The organism is Pelagibacterium halotolerans (assembly GCF_044811015.1).
Taxonomy (GTDB): Bacteria; Pseudomonadota; Alphaproteobacteria; order Rhizobiales; family Devosiaceae; genus Pelagibacterium; species Pelagibacterium halotolerans_A.
This window is the reverse complement of sequence record NZ_CP085243.1, coordinates 481,747-502,250: the sequence shown is the minus strand read 5'-3', so window position 1 is coordinate 502,250 and position 20,504 is coordinate 481,747. Positions and strand designations below refer to the sequence as shown.

The 20,504-nt window shown below is 61.6% G+C and carries 17 protein-coding genes; 3 read left to right on the top strand and 14 right to left on the bottom strand.

The annotated features are described in order from the left end of the window. Positions 1-2: 2 nt before the first annotated feature. From LG281_RS02485 to LG281_RS02435, 11 genes are all read right to left on the bottom strand, one after another. The gene (locus LG281_RS02485; RefSeq protein WP_404404033.1) at positions 3-1,112 is read right to left on the bottom strand and encodes an NADH:flavin oxidoreductase/NADH oxidase; all 1,110 of its coding nucleotides are present in this window, start codon (positions 1,110-1,112) and stop codon (positions 3-5) included. Between the two features lie 176 nt (positions 1,113-1,288). Next, complete coding sequence (locus LG281_RS02480; protein WP_404404031.1) at positions 1,289-1,558, bottom strand: usg protein; 270 nt, start codon at positions 1,556-1,558, stop codon at positions 1,289-1,291. Between the two features lie 161 nt (positions 1,559-1,719). After that, positions 1,720-2,805: an ABC transporter ATP-binding protein gene (locus LG281_RS02475; RefSeq protein ID WP_404404029.1), complete on the bottom strand. Its 1,086-nt coding sequence runs from the start codon at positions 2,803-2,805 to the stop codon at positions 1,720-1,722. Beyond that, positions 2,798-3,796 carry a hypothetical protein gene (locus LG281_RS02470; RefSeq protein ID WP_404404027.1) on the bottom strand — a complete coding sequence of 333 codons (999 nt, stop codon included), beginning with the start codon at positions 3,794-3,796 and terminating at the stop codon, positions 2,798-2,800. Before LG281_RS02470 ends, LG281_RS02475 begins: the two co-directional genes overlap by 8 nt. A 20-nt stretch (positions 3,797-3,816) precedes the next feature. Continuing rightward, a complete protein-coding gene (locus LG281_RS02465) occupies positions 3,817-4,695 on the bottom strand; it encodes a carbohydrate ABC transporter permease (RefSeq protein ID WP_404404025.1) in 879 nt (292 codons plus the stop codon). 1 nt (position 4,696) lies between these two features. Next, positions 4,697-5,764 (bottom strand): carbohydrate ABC transporter permease, encoded by a 1,068-nt coding sequence (locus LG281_RS02460; protein WP_404404023.1) that lies wholly within the window; start codon positions 5,762-5,764, stop codon positions 4,697-4,699. A gap of 74 nt (positions 5,765-5,838) precedes the next feature. After that, on the bottom strand, positions 5,839-7,095 hold the full coding sequence (locus LG281_RS02455) for an extracellular solute-binding protein (protein ID WP_404404021.1): 1,257 nt from the start codon (positions 7,093-7,095) through the stop codon (positions 5,839-5,841). A 2-nt stretch (positions 7,096-7,097) separates the two neighbouring features. After that, positions 7,098-8,180, bottom strand: coding sequence for a LacI family DNA-binding transcriptional regulator (locus tag LG281_RS02450; protein ID WP_404404019.1), 1,083 nt, complete (start codon positions 8,178-8,180; stop codon positions 7,098-7,100). Between the two features lie 206 nt (positions 8,181-8,386). Further along, on the bottom strand, positions 8,387-9,142 hold the full coding sequence (locus LG281_RS02445) for a c-type cytochrome (protein ID WP_404404017.1): 756 nt from the start codon (positions 9,140-9,142) through the stop codon (positions 8,387-8,389). Between the two features lie 37 nt (positions 9,143-9,179). Further along, positions 9,180-10,127, bottom strand: coding sequence for a carboxypeptidase-like regulatory domain-containing protein (locus LG281_RS02440; RefSeq protein WP_404404015.1), 948 nt, complete (start codon positions 10,125-10,127; stop codon positions 9,180-9,182). A 76-nt stretch (positions 10,128-10,203) separates the two neighbouring features. Further along, on the bottom strand, positions 10,204-12,318 hold the full coding sequence (locus tag LG281_RS02435) for an FAD-binding protein (protein WP_404404013.1): 2,115 nt from the start codon (positions 12,316-12,318) through the stop codon (positions 10,204-10,206). Between the two features lie 1,072 nt (positions 12,319-13,390). Here LG281_RS02435 and LG281_RS02430 point away from each other — a divergent pair. From LG281_RS02430 to LG281_RS02420, 3 genes are all read left to right on the top strand, one after another. Beyond that, positions 13,391-13,819, top strand: coding sequence for a DUF411 domain-containing protein (locus LG281_RS02430; protein WP_404404011.1), 429 nt, complete (start codon positions 13,391-13,393; stop codon positions 13,817-13,819). After that, a complete protein-coding gene (locus LG281_RS02425) occupies positions 13,816-14,271 on the top strand; it encodes a c-type cytochrome (protein ID WP_404404009.1) in 456 nt (151 codons plus the stop codon). The genes LG281_RS02430 and LG281_RS02425 overlap by 4 nt, the downstream gene beginning before the upstream one ends. 103 nt (positions 14,272-14,374) lie before the next feature. Then, positions 14,375-16,843 carry a heavy metal translocating P-type ATPase gene (locus LG281_RS02420; protein ID WP_404404007.1) on the top strand — a complete coding sequence of 823 codons (2,469 nt, stop codon included), beginning with the start codon at positions 14,375-14,377 and terminating at the stop codon, positions 16,841-16,843. Here LG281_RS02420 and LG281_RS02415 read toward each other — a convergent pair. From LG281_RS02415 to LG281_RS02405, 3 genes are all read right to left on the bottom strand, one after another. Further along, entirely contained in the window at positions 16,833-18,179 is a 1,347-nt protein-coding gene (locus LG281_RS02415) for a mannitol dehydrogenase family protein (protein ID WP_404404005.1), read from the bottom strand. The genes LG281_RS02420 and LG281_RS02415 overlap by 11 nt on opposite strands. Before the next feature lie 151 nt (positions 18,180-18,330). Beyond that, a complete protein-coding gene (gene uxaC, locus LG281_RS02410; RefSeq protein WP_404404003.1) occupies positions 18,331-19,713 on the bottom strand; it encodes a glucuronate isomerase in 1,383 nt (460 codons plus the stop codon). 20 nt (positions 19,714-19,733) lie between these two features. Further along, positions 19,734-20,462 carry a GntR family transcriptional regulator gene (locus tag LG281_RS02405; RefSeq protein ID WP_404404001.1) on the bottom strand — a complete coding sequence of 243 codons (729 nt, stop codon included), beginning with the start codon at positions 20,460-20,462 and terminating at the stop codon, positions 19,734-19,736. Between the last annotated feature and the right edge of the window lie 42 nt (positions 20,463-20,504).

The window sequence follows — 20,504 nt, the reverse complement described above, 5'->3', positions numbered from 1 at the left end:
AACTATCCGGTTTTCGTATCGAACAAGTCCCTGAGCGCCAAAGGCTGACAACGCAGATACTGCGGCGCGGCCCAGACCTTGGCCCCAAGATGGGCCGCCGCATGCCACGGCCAGCGCGGGTCGTAAAGGATGCCGCGCGCCAGCGCGACAAGGTCCGCATCGCCGGTCGCGACGATCTCTTCGGCCTGCTCGTATCCCGTGATCAGTCCAACGGCAATCACCGGGATCGAAACCGCCTGCTTGATCGCACGAGCCAAAGGCACCTGGTAGCCCGGTCCGGTGGGGATCGCCTGCCGCGGGTCCAGCCCGCCGCTCGACACATGGATCGCAGCACATCCGCGCGCCTCAAGCGCCTTGGCGAAGACGGCGCTCTGTTCGACATCCCAACCGCCCTCGACCCAATCGGTGCCCGAAAGCCGCAGCGTCACCGGCTTTTCGGCCGGAAACGCATCCCGCACCGCACTGAACACCTCGAGCGGAAACCGCATCCGGTTTTCGAGCGATCCGCCATAAGCGTCCGTGCGGCGGTTGCTTAGCGGCGAAAGGAATTGGTGCAAAAGATAGCCATGCGCCGCGTGGATTTCGATGCTGTCGAGATCGAGCCGCGCGGCCCGGTGCGCCGCTTCGGCGAACTGGTTGCGGACCGTGGACAATTGCCCGGTATCCATCGCGATAGGCGCATTCTGCCCGGCGCTGAAAGGAAGATCGCTCGCCGAAAGCGTTTGCCAGCCATTGGCGACATCTGGCGCGATCTGTCCGCCGCCAAGCCACGGCTTTTCAGTCGACGCCTTGCGTCCCGCATGTGCGAGTTGCACCGAGATTGGGATGCCCGACCACCGGCGAATACTTTCGACAACCCCGGCCATCGCTGTCTCTGTCGCATCGTCCCAAAGCCCCACATCCGCATAGGAAATTCGCCCCTCGGGGGAAACCGCCGTCGCTTCAATGATTAAAAGTCCGGCGCCGGACTGCGCCATCGTTCCTAGATGGATCGTGTGCCAGTCGCTCATACATCCGTCGGTTGCCGAATACTGACACATGGGGGCAATGACGATTCGATTCGCCAGTTCGAGCTGACCAAGCTGGAACGGCGTGAAAAGCTGAGGCTGCATGGCGGCCCTTTCGGAGGGTAGGCATAAACGTTTGTCGGGGGATGGGACGGTCCCGACTCGGGTGCGCGGGAATCAATGTTAGGGCAGCGCTGAGGGCACGCAAGGGTCATGCAACGGGCTATTTGGCTCGATGGGAACGAATATCCATCGGTTTGCCGCGGTGATTTGCCGTTGTGTCAGTGCAGCGTTCCGATTTCCTCGACGCTGCGAATCTCGACGGGCCGGATGAGGCGGGCATGGGCGATGCGGACGGAATGAACGGGGCCGTCGAGCTCACGTGTCCAAAAGTCCAGAAAGCCTTTGAGTTCCGGGAACTTAGGTGCAAAATCGTACTCCTGCCAGACGTAAAGCTGGAGCAGCGACGGCTGGTCGGGGAGGTGGTAGTGGATCTTAGCCGTCGTCAGGCCGTATCCCTCGATTTGCCTCAAGAATGCGCGGTCAACCACGGTCACGATCCTCCTTGCTCGTGGAACCTTAATAAGTTCAGCACAAACAGAAGGTTAGGGCAAATCAGCACTCCGCGAGCAGGAGTAACACATGTGCGGCAAACCGGTATGGATTTGCCCAGGCGACCGGGCAAAAAACCGGTCAACCGCACACATTGCACTTACAGCGACGGAATGGCGTTCCCGTCGGCAGCGAAGAGCCGTGCGTTTGCAACATCGAAACCGAGCGAGACCATCTGGTCGAGTTTCAAATCCGCACTCCCCGGCAGCGCCGCCACGAGCTGCTCTTTGGAATTGAGTTCCAGATTGACGATGGTCTCGTTACCCAGGTGCTCGGTCAGGAGGACTTTGCCCGAAAGTCCGCCATTGTGCGTGCCGGACAGAAAGTGCGGTCTCAGGCCAATCGTGATCGTCTCGCCGACCTTGACGCCTTGCGTATCAGCGACGGGAATGGCGACGCTTGGGATATCTTCGCTTGCAATGGTGACGGTCTGACCATCGACAGCTTCGACCTTGACCGGCAGCAGGTTCATCTTCGGTGAACCGATGAAACCGGCGACAAAGAGGTTGGCGGGGCGGTTGTAGAGTTCGAGCGGCGAACCGATCTGCTGGACGACACCGGCGTTCAGCACCACGATCTTGTCCGCCAGGGTCATAGCCTCCACCTGATCGTGCGTGACATAGATCATCGTGGCGTCGAGCTGCTGGTGGAGCTTGGAAATCTCCATGCGCATCGAACCGCGTAAGGCGGCGTCGAGGTTCGAAAGCGGTTCGTCGAAGAGGAAGACATGAGGATTGCGCACGATGGCACGTCCGATGGCGACGCGCTGGCGCTGACCGCCTGAAAGCTGCGAGGGGCGGCGGTCGAGGAGGTTCTCCATCTGAAGGATGCGGGCCGCCTCGCGGATCTTGGCATCACGCTCGGGCTTGGGCATCTTGCTGATCCGCAATCCGAAACCGACATTGTCGTAGACCGTCATGTGCGGAAAGAGCGCATAGGACTGAAAAACCATCGCCACGCCGCGGTCGCGCGGCTGGATGTCGTTGACCCGCCTGTCACCGATAAAGAGATCGCCGTCGGTGATATCCTCGAGCCCGGCGATCATGCGCAGGAGCGTCGACTTTCCGCAGCCCGAGGGGCCGACGAAGACGACGAACTCACCGTGCTCAATGGCGAGGTCGATGTCCTTGATGACCTCGACACGGCCATAGGACTTCTTGACGTTCTTAAGGGCAATCTCAGCCATAGCTCTTTGCTCCTGCGTTCTGGCTGGCGACATGTAGGTAGCCTTGGGCGTCCACCACGACCGGTTCGGGATCGCGGACATGGCCGACGAAGGTCTCGCGGCCATTGTCGTCGAACCCCATGATGACCGGGCCGGCATCCGTCTTGAGAATGCGCGCGGCGTAACGCCGGCAGGGCAGGCCACCGTCGAAAAAGCCCGGCGCGATGCGCCACGGTCCGCGCGGGTTGTCCGCGATGAGGTAGTGATTGCCCGTGACCGGCGGAACGCCCGCATTGGCCTTGCGGTCCTCAGACCAATGCTGTGCTGCGGTGCAGAACAAACAGTACCACGTCCCATCGAGTTCAAAGACCTCCGGGACTTCGAGTTGCCCGTATCCGCCGACGAAAACGGGAGGTTGCAGCGTCCAGGTATAAAGATCGGGCGAGGTAGCAAAGCCGATGGCACCGCCGGCATTAGGCTCGGCGATGCCCGGCGCGCGGGCAGTGAAGTACATGAGCCAGCCATCACCGTCCGGATCGCGCATAACCCAGGGGTCGCGCATGGCGCGGTCGTGCCAGTGGCCGATCGCGTGCTCGGCTTCGTAGTGCTGCGCGTTGGGGCCGACGAGGTCGAGACAGAACCCGTCGCCGACCCGCTGCCAATTGTGCATGTCGGTTGAAGTTGCGTGGCCAATGCGTTGATAAAGCGCATCTTCCGACGCGCGTGCGCCGGTATAGAACAAGTGCCATAGACCGTCCGCATCCTGGACGACCGACCCCGTCCAGGTCGTCTTGTCGTCCCAAGCCGGGCCGGTCGAGGGAGCGAGGCATGTGCCCAGGTGCTCCCAATGGACAAGATCATCGCTGATAGCGTGCCCCTGGGAAACGTTCATATGGCGCAGATCGGGGTCGCCGAGCGACTTGTCGGCTTTAAGAAAATAGGCGTGCCAGCGCTTGCCGTCATGGGCGTACCAGCTATCCCAGATCCACTGGTCTTTGAGAGCGAGAACCATTCTTATCTTTCTAGTGGTCGTCAGCCTTTGACGCCCGTCGATGCAATCGAGGCGATGAAGGCGCGTTGCAGGAAGAGGTAGAAAATCAGCACAGGGACGGTGATGAGCGTGAGGTAAGCCATGACCTCGCCCCAGGCGATATTGAGCTGGAAAAAGTAGCCCAGCCCGACCATGACCGGGCGGTAGCTCTCCTGCTGCACAACGATCAGCGGCCAGAGGTACTGGTTGTACATAACGAGGAATTTGAGGATGGCTGCCGTCGCCAGCACGGGGCCGGACAGCGGCATCACGACCGTGCGGTAGATCTGGAACCAGCTCGCGCCCTCGACGCGGCTCGCCTCGATCAATTCGCCGGGCAGGCCTTTGAAATACTGGACGAAGAGAAAGACCGTGAGGCCGTCTGCGATCCAGGGAATGATCTGCACGCGATAGCTGTTGAGCCAGCCCCATTCGATCCCCTCAAGCCCGATCCAGGGCATCTTCGAAACCAGCAGAAGCAGTGGGATCGCGATGGTTTCGAACGGGATGATCAGCGTCGCGATGATGATCGAGAGGACCACATCGCGTCCCTTCCAGTTGAGGAAGACGAAGGAGAATGCCGCCAGCGAACAGATGAGGAGCGAGAGCAGCACCGTCAAACCCGTCACCAGGACCGAATTGAACACGAAAAGCAGGATCGGCGCCCGCCTGAATGCCGCTTCGTAGTTGTTGAGGCTCAAGTCGCCAACCGGCAGGAAGGCGCGCAGACTCGCGGTGTCCGAGAGCAATTGCGCGGGTGGCTTGAAGCTCGACATGATCATGAAGACGAGAGGGAAGATGAAGATGATCGCGACGAGGCACAATACCAGATAGCGCACAAAGAGCCGCAAACCTTGGTTGTCGGGGTTTATTGCCGCCATCTTACCGCTCCCGTGTCAGCCAGCGCTGGATGAGTGAAATCGTCAGGACGATGATGAAGAGGATGACCGAGATCGTCGCGCCGCCGGAGATGTCCTGCTTGCCATAGCCTCGCTCGACGGTCTGGAAGACGAGGGTCTGCGTACTGTCGAGCGGTCCGCCATTGGTCATGACGTCGATCTGCGCGAAGAGCGCGAAAGCCTGCATGGTGATGACGACCAGCACCAGGACCGCAGTGTGCCGAAGCCCCGGCCAGGTGACAAACCGGAAGGTCTGCCATTTGCTGGCACCCTCGATGGCCGCAGCTTCGTAAAGCGTAGGGCTGATGGTTTGCAAACCCGCAAGCCAGATGACCATGTGAAAGCCGACGGCCTGCCAGATCGACATCCCCATGATCGCGGGCAGGGCGGTCGAGGTGTTCCCCAGCCAGTCGATGGGTTGGAACACCCCGAGCGTCAGAGCGCCCAGCATATTGTTCAGGAGCCCGTTATTGCCGTCGTAGATGAACCGCCACAGAAGCGAGACGACAACGATCGAGACCACCACGGGCATGAAATAGATCGTGCGGAACACGTTGATGCCGCGCAGCTTCTGGTTAATGAGCAGCGCCAGAACGAGTGCGAGCCCACCCTGGACGGGTGCGACCACCAGAACGAACAGGAACGTGTTCACCAGCGCTTTCATGAAGACCACGTCGCTGGCGATGACGACCATGGCGTTTTCGCCAGACTGCCAACGGAACCACTCACGCATCCCGGCATATTGCGGATAGTCATCGCTGCGCGTGATCGTGCGCAGACGCGGATATTGGATCGCGCCGTCCTCGTCCCGAACGAGGGCGCCTGACTCGTCGCGTTCGGGCTCGATGGTAACAACGGCAAGCCCCAGAAGGCTCCGGTAGTTTTCAAAGCCCACATATTGCGTGGGATTTGGCGAAACCAGGCGCTGATTGGTTAGCGACAGGCCGAACGCGAAAAAGAACGGGACGATGATGAACATTGCGATCAGCGCGAAACCAGGCAACGCAAAGGCCCAGCCGGCACGGTTCGATGTCGTGAGTTTCGAGGCCATGGATCATATTCCGCGAGCGGGTTGAGGTGGCGAGGCCCACGCAATGGCGGGCCTCGCCGAGGGGAGGAGAGCTCTCAGTGGCCGTAGCCGTCGTTGGCTTCGATGTCTGCGTCGATCTCATCGACAGCCGCATCGAGCGTATCGACGACGTCCGCCCCGTTTGCGATATCGGCAAGCGCCTTCTCGAAAACCTTGGCGGCCACCACATAGCCCGGCGTCACCGGCCGCACGAGGGCCTGTTCGGCGGAGAGGTCGTAGAAGACCTCCATCGGGGCACCTTCGGAATAGTACTCACTCACTGCCGCCGCACTCGGTGTCGAGGGGATGAGGCCGATGCCGTCGGAGAAGGCCGTCAGGTATTCGTCCTGCAAAGCGAATTCGATGAAGGCGGCAGCCCCCTCGGGATGCTCGGAGGCGGCGGACACGCCGAACTGCCAAGAGGCCGCGCCGATCGTCGGACCATTGCCGAAATCAACATTGGGCAGGAACAGCACGTCGTCGCCATAGGCATCGAGGATACCCAACGCCGCCCAGTTGCCATTATAGGAGATTGCGTATTTTCCCTCCTGGAAACCGTTATCGCGGTCGGCCGGGTCCTGGCTGGTGCCAGGCACCATGTCGCTTTCAAAGAGGCCCTGCCACCATTCGCCGAATTCGATGGCTGCGTCGCCGTTAAGTACGCCTTCCGCAGTCGCATAGCTTTCACGGTCGATGATGTCGCCACCGAAACTCTGCAGGAACGGGGAGAAGGCATAGGGATACCATTCACCGGTCCAGGCCATGCCCAGGTCGAGCGGATAGTCGAACTCACCGCTGTCCTTGAAAGTCTGAAGCGCAGCATCGAACTCCTCGCGCGTCCAGGGCTCATCGAGCGTCGGGATGCGAATGCCGGCCTCTTCAAGATATGAGCGGCGCGTGATCATCGCCACGGCGGCGTCCCAAAGGCCGACCGAATAGAGTTCGCCGTTCCAATAGCCCTTGGTACCGGGCAGGAAGTCCTCGATCAGGCTCTCATCGATAGGAAGCGGCTGGAGATAGCCCGACCACGCCCAGTTGGGCATGACGGGACCGTCGACGTCGATAATATCGGGAAGATTGCCGGCAAGCGCGGCGGCGACCACGCTGTCGTTGTAGCTTTCCTGCGGGAAGCTTTCGATGGTGACAACCCAGTCGGACTGGCTATTGTTGAAGTCGGCGATGATATTGTTGATGATCTGGCTTTCGACCTCGTTGCCGGCGCCGTGGTACCACATGGTCAACTCGGTTTGCGCAAATGCAGGCGCAGACAGGCTCGTCGATGCGATCAACGCACCAGTTAACAGCTTCGTCATTTTCATAGAGGGCTCCTCCCTTTTGATTGTAAGACACTGATTGAATTGAGAGCGGTCACGGAGGACCGCCAACACACCGGGCCACGCACCATGGTCCTGACCTCGGCGCGATCACTACGGCCCGTAATGAGGCTGAGCAGCGTGTTCGCGGCAGCAGTTCCCATCTCGAGATAGGGCAAATCGACCGTCGTTAACGGCGGAAACAGGGTTTCGGCGATGACGCGGTAGTTGTCGTAGCCCGCTACGGATATGTCTTCGGGCACGCGCACGCCGCGTGAGCGCAAAATCCCGTAAACCCGCATCGCCATCTCGTCGTTGCCGCAGCAAACCACTGTTGGCGGCTCGTCGAGCGCCAGAAGCCTTTCGAGCGACGACGTGAGAAGCGGACTATCTTTCTCCTTGCCCAACTCAAAGCCCATCCGGACCAATTCGTCCGCGTAGGGGATGCCGTATTCGGCAAGGGCGTCGCGATAACCTTGATAGCGCAGGCTCGTTGCGACCATGGTGCGGTCGAGCGTCAACAGACCAATGCGCCGGTGGCCACTCTCGATGAGCTTGCGCACAAGATCGCGCTGCCCGGCGCGGTCGTCTGGCAGGATCGCGGGGCGGCCGGTATCGTCAAAGCAGTTGGCCAGCACAAAGGGGCAGTCGGAAGGGATCGGGGGCAGGGTGATCTGCTGGTGATGCTCAGCGACATAGATCAGCCCTTCGACGCGGTGCTCGAGGAAGGTCTGGACGAGGTCCGGAACCTTGTCCGAGAACCCGCCGGTATCGGCGATCATCAGCGTCTTGCCGGTTCCGGCCATCACCTTCTGGATGCCCTGGACGATGAAAAGATCCGGCAATCCCATTGGCTCGGTCGGCTCGGGATTGTTGGTGATGGCGCCGGTGATAAGACCGATGAGGCCGGATTTGTTCGAGCGCATGGACCGCGCAGCACTGGAGGGGACATAGCCGAGCGATTTCATCGCGGCCTGAACCGACTTGCGCGTACGCACACCAACCGGCGCGTCGCCGTTCAGGACCCGGCTGACGGTCTTCGGCGAAACACCCGCCGCCTTAGCGACGTCGTAAATGGTTGCCACGCGATTTCCTCCCAATGCCGCGTTCTTGCTTTTCGCGGCTTCCGACATCGCGACTCCGGTGCATATGACACCGATGTCATGACATCGGTGTCATTAATAACGAGCAGGCTATTCCAGAGTCAAGGGGACGTCGATGATTTCGTGCGCGATGCCCCGGGATCGCGTCGGACCGCTAGTGCCTCGGCCAACCTGCCATGAAATAACGCTCAGGGTTCTTCCTGATGGATAACAATGTTCGAAAGCGCCGTGCCGTCGGCCGGCAGTTCGGTCTCACCCGGAGGCATACCACTTACCTCGAGCATGTAAGCGATGACGTCGACATATTGCTGGTCGTCGAGCGCGCCTGGCGTATTCTGGGGCATTGTCGTGCGCGAGTACTCATAGAGCGCGGACAGCGTTTGCCCATCCCAATCGCGCAGGAAGGCATAGCGCGCAAGCGGCGCTCCTGAGGGTTGATCGGGATCGGCGTTAGCACCGTCGAGCCGGATGCCGTGGCATTGTGCACAAGCGCCCGAATAAACTGCCTCACCTCGTGCGGCTTGCTCCTCGGTATAAACGCCCGACCAGATCGATACGGTCTCCGCGCCGCCTTCGGATGAACTCAAGATGTCCGAGACAGCTGCGGCATCGACCGGGCCGAAGCTGTTGCTCCAGGCATTGCGGATGTAAGTGGCGAGCGCCGTGACGTCGTCGGCAGCGAGGTTGGAAAAGGGCGGCATTGCCCCTTGTCCCTGATTGATGCGGCTGACAATCAATTCGAGGTCTTCGAGATTGCCATTGCCGTCTAGCGCCGGGAATGTCGGGGGTATACCTGTACCATCGGACTGATGGCAGGTGGCGCAATTGGTTTCGAACAGATCCTGGCCCGTGTCGAACGCTGCGCTATCGACTGAAGACTCCTGCGCATGCACCGCAGCACCCCAAACTAGGACGACGGCCAAAACCGGCGCTATCGATTTCATTCCGCGTTCCTTTCCGTTTCGCCTGAGCACGTTTCGTTCAGGACCAGATGTCAGCCTCGGTGAGTTCCCTATCTTCTGAAAGTTCGATGCGCGTCTTGAAGTTCCCCGCAATGGCAAGTGTTTCGCGATGGGCAAAGTGTCCGGCACCTGAAACCAGCAGCGTGTACTCGCCTTTGGGCACGGCAAGGCGCGCAATGCCGGTCGCGTCGGTACGGGCGTGGTACGGATGCAATCGCACCGTTGCGCCTACGACCGGGGCCCCGGAAACAAGATCCATGGCCTCGATTTCCACCGTGCATTCGGGCGCCGCGGTGCAATGAAGGCCGAAATGGGTCTCACTCACCTCGTGCGGCATGTCTTCCGCGACGTCGACCAGGGCCACGGTCCACCGGAAATGGCCCAGTTGGGCGGGGGCAGGGAGATCCACCTCCGCATAGTGCAACGCTTTGGTGCGCGGCCATGGCGTATCCCCGAGCGGCGCCTCTGCGATCGGGGAACCGCTTTCGTCGGTGATCTGAAACTTCCAGCCGTTGGGGGCACACTGTCCAGAACACTTGGCGCCGAGCTTCACGGAAAACCGCTCGCCGGCAACGACGGTTTTGGGAATATCCCAGGCAACGAGGTCTATCTTGTGCGGTTCAACAGTGACGATGAGGTCGGTCAAAGCCTCCTCGAAATGCACCGTCCCGGCGTCGCAGGCCGGGGCGATAACCTGCCACTGGTGCGGACCAGCCTCAATCGGTGCAGTGAGCGTTATCTCGCCGGATGGATTCGCCCCCGCTCCGTCATAGGCTGCAAGGACGAGATGCCCGCGTTCCTTGCCCTCCGCGTCGAAAATGAACAGCCGCTCTCCCTCACGGTCACACGGCGGAGCGCAGGAGACGCGAGCGCTTAAGGTGAAATCCCTACCGGCTTCGATGGTTACCGGCGCGATTTCAATGCTGCAGGTACCTACGGCTGCAGGGATCTGTTCTTTGCTGGTCACAGCTCACCTCCCCAAGTGTCGTACTGAAAAAAGCCCGGCGGGGCAGACGCTCCGCCGGGCAATATGTCGATAGCCTTTAGTGCGGCTCCCGCGCGGCGTTGGTGCCCGCGATGAAGCCCTGAGTAAAGCCACGCCCCAATCCGTGCTTGTTGATACCGCCGGCAACCTCGCCGCCGGCATAAAGGCCCCGGATGGGTTGGCCTTCCATATCGATGACCTGCCCCTGACCATTGATCCGGAGCCCGCCATAGGAGTCGTGCCAGATCACCATGATCGAAGCGGCGTAGAAGGGCGGCTCGGTGATGTCGTGCATGGGCGCGTCTTCGCCCCGCTCGAAATCGGGATCCGTGCCGTCTTCGACATAGCCATTCCAGGTTTCGACCGTTTCCGACAGATAGGTGAGCGGCACGCGCTGGTACGGATGCCCCTCGTGGATCAGCCGGGCGAGTTCTTCGATCGTGTCAGCCGAGAAGAAATACCCGTTGTCCGCGACGTAAGGGTAGCGGACCTGCCATCCCATGCGGTCAATCGCAGCCTGGTCGAAGATGGCCCAGAGCGGCCCTGAATAATAATGGGGCGCGACCGACCCTTCGTTCATGGCTAGCGCGGCGTCGATGCCGGCACTGTAATCGTACATCTGCCGGACCCATTCGGGACGGCAGTTACGCCAGTCGAGCGGGATATGGTCGAGCCCTTCGTTGGGCACGCCGGCATCCGGTCCGCCGGGATAACGCGACGAGCCCACACGCATGGGAAGCCGGATCTCGTTATAGAACCGCTTGCCCACCTGGTTGACGGCGATCAGATGCTCAAAGCCCGAATTGCCGATATTGAGCCCCACGGAACCGCGAAACACGAAGGTCGGGTGCCCGGGGAACATGTCCGTATAGGCGTCCCGTGTCGCGATACGTGTCGAGATGTGGAACGTCGTGGGATAGGACAGGTTCTGCTGCATACCGGCAAGATTGGCACCGACCCTCATCCCCGCGATGATGCCACTTGCGTTCTGGCCGTTCGGGCCTTGCAGGGCATAGCCGCTGGTGTTGAACGCCGGCTCGCGTAGCGCCGGATAGAACATCGAGCGGAACTGCGGATTACCCGCATGCCCGCCGGTGCCGAGGATAACGGCTTTTCTGGCCTTGATCCTGATCGTTTCGCGGCGCTCATCGATGTTGCCCAACCGGTGGTAGCTTTCAAGCCGTTCGCCGGTTTCCGGGTTGATGCGCGGCGAGTAATGCGCCTTCACCCCGATGACCCGCCCCGCAAAGGGCTCTTCACGGATCAACTCGTCCAAATGCCGATGCAGCATGAATTGGATGCCTTTCTCGCGTGCCGAGAATTCGAGCGGGCGTGCGAGAGCGACGCCATTACGCACCGAACCCGGCCCCACGACCGAACTGGCATCCGCCATCTTGACCGGGGCAAGGGGACTTGTCCGTTCGTCATCAGCGACCCCGGCATCCTCTTCGGTGATCGTTCCGGCCCTGAAGTCGGTCACATCGCCAAGCATCAGGAACGCGAATGGCGCGCGGGCGCGCGACAGACCGCCACCGCCGTGAGTACCGGCAACGCGTGAGAACCGCACGTAGTTGTCCATGAGAAACTCGCGGGTCGGCGGGCAGTTTTCGGCCCAGGCGCGGTTTTGTTCACGTTCATTGTAGCGGTAGGGTGTATGCCCAGCCGCATCGACGATCGACCAGTCGGTGATGTCGGTGAACAGTAAGTCCACGCTGTCATCGAGTTCTTCGGGCTCATGCTGTGGTTCCACCGTGATGAACCCCTCGGGGTCCGCGCGGCCTTCCATGTCGCGGATCTGGATCGCATCGCCACCACCGAGCGAGGTGAACGCACCACTATGAAGCATGCGGCCACCGATATCGAAGTTCTGATCGATGATCATCACCGATCCCGCGCCTTGTTCTTTGGCGCGCAATGCGGCCATCAGTCCGCAGCACCCGGCGCCGGCAACAAGAACGTCCACTTCATAGTCCCATTCGTCGTCGCTCGATGAGACATCGGCCTCATGGGCCTGGAGCGACGTCGCACCGCCGGCGAGCGCAACCGCACCTATGCCGGCAGCGGCGCCTTGCTTGAAGAAATCGCGCCGATCAAGCTTCGTTTCGGCGCCGGCGGTCTTATCACCGACGTCGTTCTCCCTGGATTTGGGAACTTTATCATCATGACGAGTCATGTTTGCCTCCCTGACCTGAGTGTCTACTGCATGGTCCGAACGGCCGGCGGCAGGCACATCCAGCCCACCTGACGGGTCGCCGGGAACCAGTGCATTGCGCAAATCGAAAAACGGCCGGTTGGCATGTTCAATGCCTGGTTCCAGCTTTAGGGAACCGTATCGGGATCCACTTTTATTGGTGGATCACCTCACAAGGCGTATCAGGTTCGAGATACGAACTTCCCAGTACTCCCGCGAGGAACTTGCTATCGCCAGATTTAAGTGGGCTGCTTAGGGTGTATTCACCTTCGGCCCGAGCGAACGGCACGGACCAAGCTATAACGGTGCCTTTGTCGACGACCGTTTCACCCGTATTGACAATGGAGATATCGTAGCCGGAGACGACGCAGGACACATCCTGCCTCTCTCCGGACTGCGAAAACACCGCCGTTGACCAGAGAAATGGTAAAGCGCACGCCAGGCAAATCCAGCGACAAGCCATCGATCCACCCCCTCCCTTTGGGGTGTCGCAAGCGAAATTGTTGCGCAATCGCCGGGACCTTACAAGCTTTATCGGCGCCAGTCGCGAGTCCTTTACCAGGGTGTGAATGAGCCTGCGGCATTCCTTCGCTGGACGGGCTCCGGCGCGAGACATAAACTGGGATTATGATCACATTAGTCCGGCAAGCATCGACGCTCCTTTTGCTGATCATCGTCATGACGATGGGTAGCGCGCGCGTCGCCGGTGCAGATATATCCTCGCCGCATATGATGGCGAGCGCGACGCAGGACACGGCCTGCGAAAACTGCGAACAAAATACCCACGCTATCGGGATTTGCCTGCTCCAATGTGGCTGGACCGCCGTCTCGCCTGTGGCCTCTGTGCCTGATCGATGGCATCGTGAACTTCTGCTTGCATTCGATTGGGCCCTTGAGGACGGTCAAAGCGTAACGGCCTCGCCCGATCCCCGGCCTCCCCGGCTTTCCGTCTGACCCTTTCTGCATCTTTGGGGGATGCAGTCCGCATTTGCTATCCATGCGCGTGGTTCAACTCATCCGATGAAACACCGCGCGCGATCAGACGGAGTTACCTATGACTGTAATCAAATCTATCGCTGTCGCTGCCTTCGCAGCCCTGTTCGCGACAACCGCTTCGGCTGCGACCATCTACAAGGACCCGCGTTGCGGGTGCTGCACCGCATATGGGGAATATGTGCGGGAGATGGGGTACGACATTGTCGTTGAGGACTCATTCGACGTGGTCTCGATGAGTGTCGAAGCCGGTATTCCGGCGGATCTGCAAGGCTGCCATCTGATGATGATCGAGGGCTATGCAGTGAGCGGGCACGTGCCCGCTGAAGCTATCGAACGCCTCCTCGCCGAAAAGCCCGACATTGACGGGATCACCTTACCCGGGATGCCGATGGGCTCCCCGGGGATGGGTGGTACGCAGGACGCACCCTTCGAAATCAAGGCCGTTTCCGGCGAAGGGAACACGGTGTCAGTGTTCATGCGCCTGTGAAGGCGACCATCTGGCGGGGTACCGGCATTGCCGGTACCCTCGCAGCCGTGGCGGTAGGCCTCTGGATCGCTGGAGGCCCTCAGCAATCGAACAGGGTGGATATTACCCAAGGGCGAGAGCTTTACGGTCAGTATTGCGCGTCGTGTCACGGTGCCAATCTCGAAGGGCAACCGGACTGGAGAACACCGCTTCCCTCGGGACGGTTTCCAGCACCGCCTCACGACGAAACAGGCCACACGTGGCACCACGCCGACGGCATCCTTTTCGAAATCGTCAAGTTCGGTAGCGCTGCCGTTGTCGGCGGAGACTATGAAAGCGATATGCCGGCATTCAATGATGTCCTCACCGACGAGCAGATCGCCGCGGTGCTTGAATTCATCAGGTCGACATGGCCAGACCGCGAGAGAGCTTATCAGCGGGAGCAGAGCGTGAGCAGGTCCGATCTGGATTAGTATGAACATTCGTGTTCGGTTGCCACGGAACCCCTATTGACCTTCCAACCATTGTAAGGTGCAAAAGGTCGGGACAGATCAAACGGTTCGGAGAAATACCGCAATGGCCGCTCACGCACACCACGAGGCACTGGATAAGATCGTTCGCGACCCCGTGTGCGGGATGACCGTTGATCTCGCCGCGGGAAAGCCTTCGGTGCAACACAACGGGCATACTTACCATTTCTGCTCGGAGAGTTGCCGGACAAAATTCCAGAACGACCCCGATGCCTATCTCACGGCCAAGGATCCGGTTTGCGGCATGGCGGTGGATCGCGCGACCGCGCGGCATATGGCGCGCCATGAGGGTGAAAAGTACTATTTCTGCTCGGAGCGCTGTCACGACAAGTTCGTCGCCGAGCCGGAAGTGTATCTCAAAGATCGTCCCAAACCCGAGCCGATGCCAAAAGGCACGCAATATACGTGCCCGATGCATCCAGAGATCGTGCGCGATGGCCCAGGCGACTGCCCCATTTGCGGCATGGCGCTCGAACCCATGGGAAGACCGGTGGACGACGAGGGCCCCAACCCGGAACTGGTCAGCTTCACGCGACGGTTCTGGATCAGCGCCGCGCTGTCCATTCCGTTACTCGCGATCACGATGGGGCCGATGCTCGGCCTGCCGTTCCGGTCATGGATCGGCCACTCCCTTGCTTCATGGATCGAACTGGCCCTGGCAACGCCGGTCGTTGCCTGGGCTGCCATACCGTTTTTCAAGCGCGCATGGGCATCGGTCCTGAATCGAAGCCCGAATATGTGGACCCTCATCGGGCTGGGAGTTGGCGTCGCCTATCTTTACAGCGTGGTCGCAACCGCGTTTCCCGGGATTTTTCCGCCCGCGTTTCGCGATCATGGCGGGACCGTGCCGGTCTATTTCGAAGCGGCCGCTGTTATCGTCACGTTGGTTTTCCTCGGCCAGGTGCTGGAACTGCGAGCCCGCGAACGGACCGGATCGGCTATTCGTGCGCTCCTTGACCTAGCCCCGAAAACAGCACGTCGGATCGCGCCGGACGGCTCGGAAACCGACGTGCCGCTCGATGCGCTCCATAAGGGCGACCGGCTACGCGTGCGTCCGGGAGACAGCGTTCCGGTGGACGGCGTAGTTGAGGAGGGTGGCTCGACGCTGGACGAGTCCATGATCACCGGCGAGCCGATCCCGGTGGAGAAGCAGCCCGGCGATCCGGTGACCGGCGGCACGCTCAACAAGACCGGCAGCTTCGTCATGCGTGCTGAACGCGTTGGCGAAGATACGATGCTCTCGCGGATCGTGGATATGGTGGCGAAGGCTCAGCGCTCGCGCGCGCCCATCCAGGGGCTCGCCGATGCAGTTGCGGCGTGGTTCGTGCCCGCTGTCGTCGCCGTCGCGGTTATCGCTTTTATCATCTGGTCCCTCGTCGGGCCAGCGCCCGCCATGGTTCATGCGCTGCTTGCGGCTGTTGCGGTTCTGATCATCGCGTGCCCGTGCGCATTGGGTCTCGCAACGCCAATGTCCATTATGATCGCCACAGGCCGGGGCGCTCAGGCAGGGGTGTTGATCAAGGACGCGGAAGCTCTGGAACGGTTTGCGAAGGTCGATACGCTGATCGTCGACAAGACGGGCACTTTGACAGAGGGCAAGCCCAAGCTCACCGATGTTGTCGTGCTTGAGGGTATCGACGAGTTGGACTTCCTCTCGAATGTGGCCAGCCTCGAAAACGGATCGGAACACCCGCTTGCCGAAGCCATCGTCGAGGGCGCGCGCGAGCGGGGAGCGCGCGTGGAGTCCGCCGAAGGCTTCGACTCGGTTACCGGGAAGGGCGTTAAAGGGACGGTTGCCGGCATGCAGATCGCGCTGGGCAATACCGCGATGATGGAAACCATCGGCGTCAATCCCGCCCCACTTCGTGAGCAGGCCGATAGCCTGCGCGGCGACGGGAAAACGGTGATGTTTGTCGCCCTTGAGGGCAAGGTCGCCGGCCTTGTCGCTGTTGCCGATACGATCAAGCCGACCACGAAAGCGGCGATCGAGGCGCTGCATCGCAGCGGGCTCAAGATCATCATGGCGACGGGCGATAACAAACGCACAGCGCAAGCGGTCGCCGATGCGCTCGGGATCGACGAAGTCCGGGCCGACGTTCTGCCCGAGGACAAGAAGCAGCTGATCGACGATTTGCGTGCCCGTGGCGCCTCCATCGCCATGGCTGGTGACGGTGTCAACGACGCACCTGCGCTGGCCGCCGCCGATGTCGGCATCGCCATGGGCACAGGTGCGGATGTTGCGGTGGAAAGCGCCGGGCTCACGCTCGTCAAGGGCGACCTCAACGGCATCGTCCGCGCGCGGCAACTCTCGGCGGCGACGATCCGGAACATTAAGCAGAACCTATTCCTGGCCTTCGTCTATAACGGAATCGGCGTGCCGATTGCGGCTGGCGTTCTCTATCCCGTCTTCGGGATATTGCTTTCCCCAATGATCGCAGCGGCGGCCATGAGCTTTTCGTCCGTCTCGGTGATCGGCAACGCGTTGCGGTTGCGCGCCATCCGGCTCAAGGCGTGACGGATGGTCGGCTGAACGCGTCGACGGCACGAACCAGCTCGGCTAGCCAGGCAGGGCCGGGCACCTTCATGTCGAGAAACGTCACCCCCGCGCGGCAGAGTGCGGGGGTATCCGTAGCCTCCTGTACTATCGCGGTCAGGTCCGTGCTGGCAGGGTCGGCCAGATCGCGGCCCGCCTCCACTTCACGCCGGATAAAAGCGAGCCACGCAGCGACGGCCTGCGTTACATTTGGCGACGCCTCGTTCCGGGCCGCGCGTTGCTCGAGGACCGGCACCAATCGCAAGGGCAGTTTCAGGCTGCCGTCCTGTGCGATCTGTGCCAATTCATGGCGCATCGCCTCAACCTCGAAACGATCGAGCAGCGCCGCGCGATAGGCAGGGATGGTGGCGGCGACGCTGGCGGGCAGAGTGCTCACGGCTTCGTCCCATAGCCCTTCGACCACTCGACGCAGATGGGGATCGCGGATCGCCTCGTGTACGTAGCGGTGCCCCACGAGCTGGCCGGCATAGGCGAGACAGGAATGCGCGGCGTTGAGGAGCCGGAGCTTGCGGGCCTCGAATGGCGCGACATCGGGCACGATCTCCACGCCCACGGCGCCCCAGTCCGGACGCGGGCCCGCGAAATCGTCCTCGACGATCCACTCCGAGAATGCTTCGGTCAACACCGGCTGCGGCTCGGACCGGCCGGTGAGTGCGGCGATTTCGGCGCGGGCGGCGTCCGTGGTCGCCGGGGTGATGCGGTCCACCATACTGTCGGGGAAACGCACGTGCGCCGTGATGTAAGCGCCGATGTCCAGCCCGGCTGCTGCGGCGAAGCCTTCAACCGCCCGGCGCAGCTTCCGGCCATTGCCCGAGACGTTATCGCAGCTCAGCACCGTGATCGGAGCGTTCGTTGCCGCCCGCTGTGCAAGGCCCCGCGCGAGGATGCCGATAGCGGTCGAGGGTAGGGGGTTCACAAGATCAGCAGCCAACGCCGCGCCTTTGAGGTCGGGCTCGCCGGTTGCGGGGTGCAGATGATAGCCCTTCTCGGTTACCGTGAGACTCACGATCTGCGTTTCGGGGTCCGCGATGGCGTCGATGACGGCCTGCGGGTTCTCAGGCACAACGAGAACGCTGTCGTGCACGGCGATACGTTGGACCTCGATACCCTCCGTTCCGCGAATGCCGAGCGTGTAAGCGAACCCGTCGGACGCCAGCGCATCGCGTAGATCGGAACGGCGCATGGACACGCCGGTGATGGTCCACGCCGGACCGCCGAGCGCGTTGGCGGCAGCGGTGTACCACGCTTGATGCGCGCGGTGGAAATTGCCGAATCCGAGATGAACGATGCGGGGCATGGGAGGGCCTTTCAATACCAATGGATAGGGGTTTGACGGGTTGCACGACCTCGCCTCGCCTCCCCTCCGCCGTCATCCTCGCGCTTGACGCGAGGATGACGGCGGAGGGGGCAGATACGGTGCCAACCTTTCAAAATCACTGTGCGGCACCCTAGTCCTCCAGCCGGTAGGCGTCTTTGGCGAGATCGCGGGCGAGCAGTGGCGCGAGGCGCTCGGCATCGCGCCGGTCAAACACGCCGCGTTCCACCTGATCTGCCAGATGCAGTGCAACGCCACGGCGCCAGGTGTCGTGCCGCGCGGGAATCGACAGGAACGCGCGCGTGTCATCGTTAAAGCCTGCGAGGTTCCAATAGCCAGCGGTCTCCACCACCTGATCGAAATAGCGCCGTATGCCGTTGGGGCTATCATGGAACCACCACGGCGGACCGAGCCGCAGACACGGCCAATGCCCTGCCATAGGCGCAAGTTCGCGGGCATAAGTGCTTTCGTCGAGCGTAAAGAGCAATACGCGCAAGCGCGGGTCGTTGCCGACGCGATTAAGCAGCGCATCAAGGCCCGCCACCCAATCGACGGCGTGGGGAATGTCGGCGCCCATGTCGGGGCCGAATTCCGCCAGTAGCGCCCGGTTGGTCGAACGGCGGCTCCCGGCGTGAAGCTGCATGACCATGCCGTCATCGGCCGACATCTGTGCCATCTCCACCAGCATGTGCCCGTAATAGGCCAGCGCTTCGGCGTTGCTGAGTGCGCCCTGAACGGCCTTGCCGTGTAGCGCGTGGATCTCGGCCGGGGCTAGCCAATGCGTCATCAGGTCAGGCACATCGTGGTCAGTTGCTGTGGCCCCGAGCGCCCGGAAGGCGGCCCGGCGGGAGCGTATCGCGGCAAGGAAGCCGTCATAGCGCGCAGTATTCTCGCCGGTCATCGCGCCGAGCCGGGCGATGTTGTCCGCGTGGCCGGCGCGGGCGGGGTTGAGGACATCGTCGGGGCGGAAGGTCGGGATGATCCGGCCGGTCCACTCTGATGCGCTGATTGCCTCGTGCGCCTCGAGCGGGTCGAGCGCGGCATCTGTGGTGGCGAGCACCTCGATCCCCATGCGCTCGAAAAGCGCGCGCGGACGAAATTCGGGCGTGGCCAGCTTTGCCGCGATCTGATCGTAGACCGCGTCCGCGGTGTCCGGGCCGAGCGCCACATCGATGCCGAGCGTACGATAAAGCGTATGCTCGAGCCAGCCGCGGCTCGGCGTGCCGAGATATGTGTCCCAATGCTGTGCGAAGAGCCGAAAGATGGCGCGCGGGTTGCGGTCCGCGCGCGCGACACCAATGCCCAGGTCCCGAAGCGCCACGCCTTGGCTATAGAGCATGCGGAACACATAGTGGTCAGGTACGATCAGCAGTTCGGCCGGGTCGGGAAAGGCGCTATCGTCGGCCCACCAGCGCGGATCGCAATGGCCGTGGGGCGAAACGATGGGCAAGTCGGCGATCGACTCGTAGAGCGGCTGGGCAAGGCCGGGCAGTGCCGTTGCGGGAAGCGGGGACATGGGGCCGTCCTTTCGGGGCATTATTCGAAATAGTCTCTATTGGCCTGGATGAGGCTCGAGAGCGTGCCGAGGATCGAGCGCAGGTGCACCCGCATAGCCGTCATCGCGGCGGCAGCGTCGCGCTCGCGGATGGCATCGAGCACTGCGCGGTGCTCGCCCAACAGGCGGATGGTATGGTCGGTGTCGCCGAGCGAGAAGACCCGCAACCGGTCCAGCGCCGCCTTTTCCCGCACCAGCAGCGTTTCGGCGCGGGCAAAGCCCGTCGCACGGGCGAGGGTGGTATGAAAGCGGTCGTCCTGTTCCTGGAACGCCAGCATGTCGCCATTGAGCGCACAGCGTTCCTGCGCGTCCAGGATGCTGGTCAACTCGCGCGCCATCTTGTCGGAAAGGCCGTTTTGGCAAAGCCGTTCCACATTCGCAAGTTCCAGCGCCTCGCGGATGAACTGCCCCTCCCGGATTCGTTCCTCGGAGAGGAGCGAAACGTAGTTGCCCCGGCTCGGGCGGGTCACGATCAGCCCATCGTTGCGCAATTGGGTGAATGCCTCACGCACGGGCGTACGGCTGGCCCCGAAACGCTGGCCGATCTCGTTCTCCGAAACGAGACAGCCCGGCGGCAGGTCGGTCCGCAAAATTGCAGACTTGAGCGCAGCAAATATTTGCTCTCCCGCCGGCCGATTTAGGTCTAGCGGTGGGAAGGAAATGGCCGGAAGATCGTTTGTCGTTTCGTCGGCTTGCAACTTTTCGCTCATACCAGCGGCCTTACGTGTTCTTCCCTGGAAAGGGACATTTTT

Bases quoted from the DNA above. Each gene is read 5' to 3' on its own strand.
- LG281_RS02475 (WP_404404029.1), bottom strand. From the start codon at position 2,805: ATGGCTGAGATTGCCCTTAAGAACGTCAAGAAGTCCTATGGCCGTGTC.
- LG281_RS02415 (WP_404404005.1), bottom strand. From the start codon at position 18,179: ATGCCCCGCATCGTTCATCTCGGATTCGGCAATTTCCACCGCGCGCAT.
- LG281_RS02405 (WP_404404001.1), bottom strand. From the start codon at position 20,462: ATGAGCGAAAAGTTGCAAGCCGACGAAACGACAAACGATCTTCCGGCC.
- uxaC (WP_404404003.1), bottom strand. From the start codon at position 19,713: ATGTCCCCGCTTCCCGCAACGGCACTGCCCGGCCTTGCCCAGCCGCTC.
- LG281_RS02420 (WP_404404007.1), top strand. From the start codon at position 14,375: ATGGCCGCTCACGCACACCACGAGGCACTGGATAAGATCGTTCGCGAC.
- LG281_RS02460 (WP_404404023.1), bottom strand. From the start codon at position 5,764: ATGGCCTCGAAACTCACGACATCGAACCGTGCCGGCTGGGCCTTTGCG.
- LG281_RS02485 (WP_404404033.1), bottom strand. From the start codon at position 1,112: ATGCAGCCTCAGCTTTTCACGCCGTTCCAGCTTGGTCAGCTCGAACTG.
- LG281_RS02435 (WP_404404013.1), bottom strand. From the start codon at position 12,318: ATGACTCGTCATGATGATAAAGTTCCCAAATCCAGGGAGAACGACGTC.
- LG281_RS02430 (WP_404404011.1), top strand. From the start codon at position 13,391: ATGACTGTAATCAAATCTATCGCTGTCGCTGCCTTCGCAGCCCTGTTC.
- LG281_RS02470 (WP_404404027.1), bottom strand. From the start codon at position 3,796: ATGGTTCTCGCTCTCAAAGACCAGTGGATCTGGGATAGCTGGTACGCC.
- LG281_RS02445 (WP_404404017.1), bottom strand. From the start codon at position 9,142: ATGAAATCGATAGCGCCGGTTTTGGCCGTCGTCCTAGTTTGGGGTGCT.
- LG281_RS02465 (WP_404404025.1), bottom strand. From the start codon at position 4,695: ATGGCGGCAATAAACCCCGACAACCAAGGTTTGCGGCTCTTTGTGCGC.
- LG281_RS02455 (WP_404404021.1), bottom strand. From the start codon at position 7,095: ATGACGAAGCTGTTAACTGGTGCGTTGATCGCATCGACGAGCCTGTCT.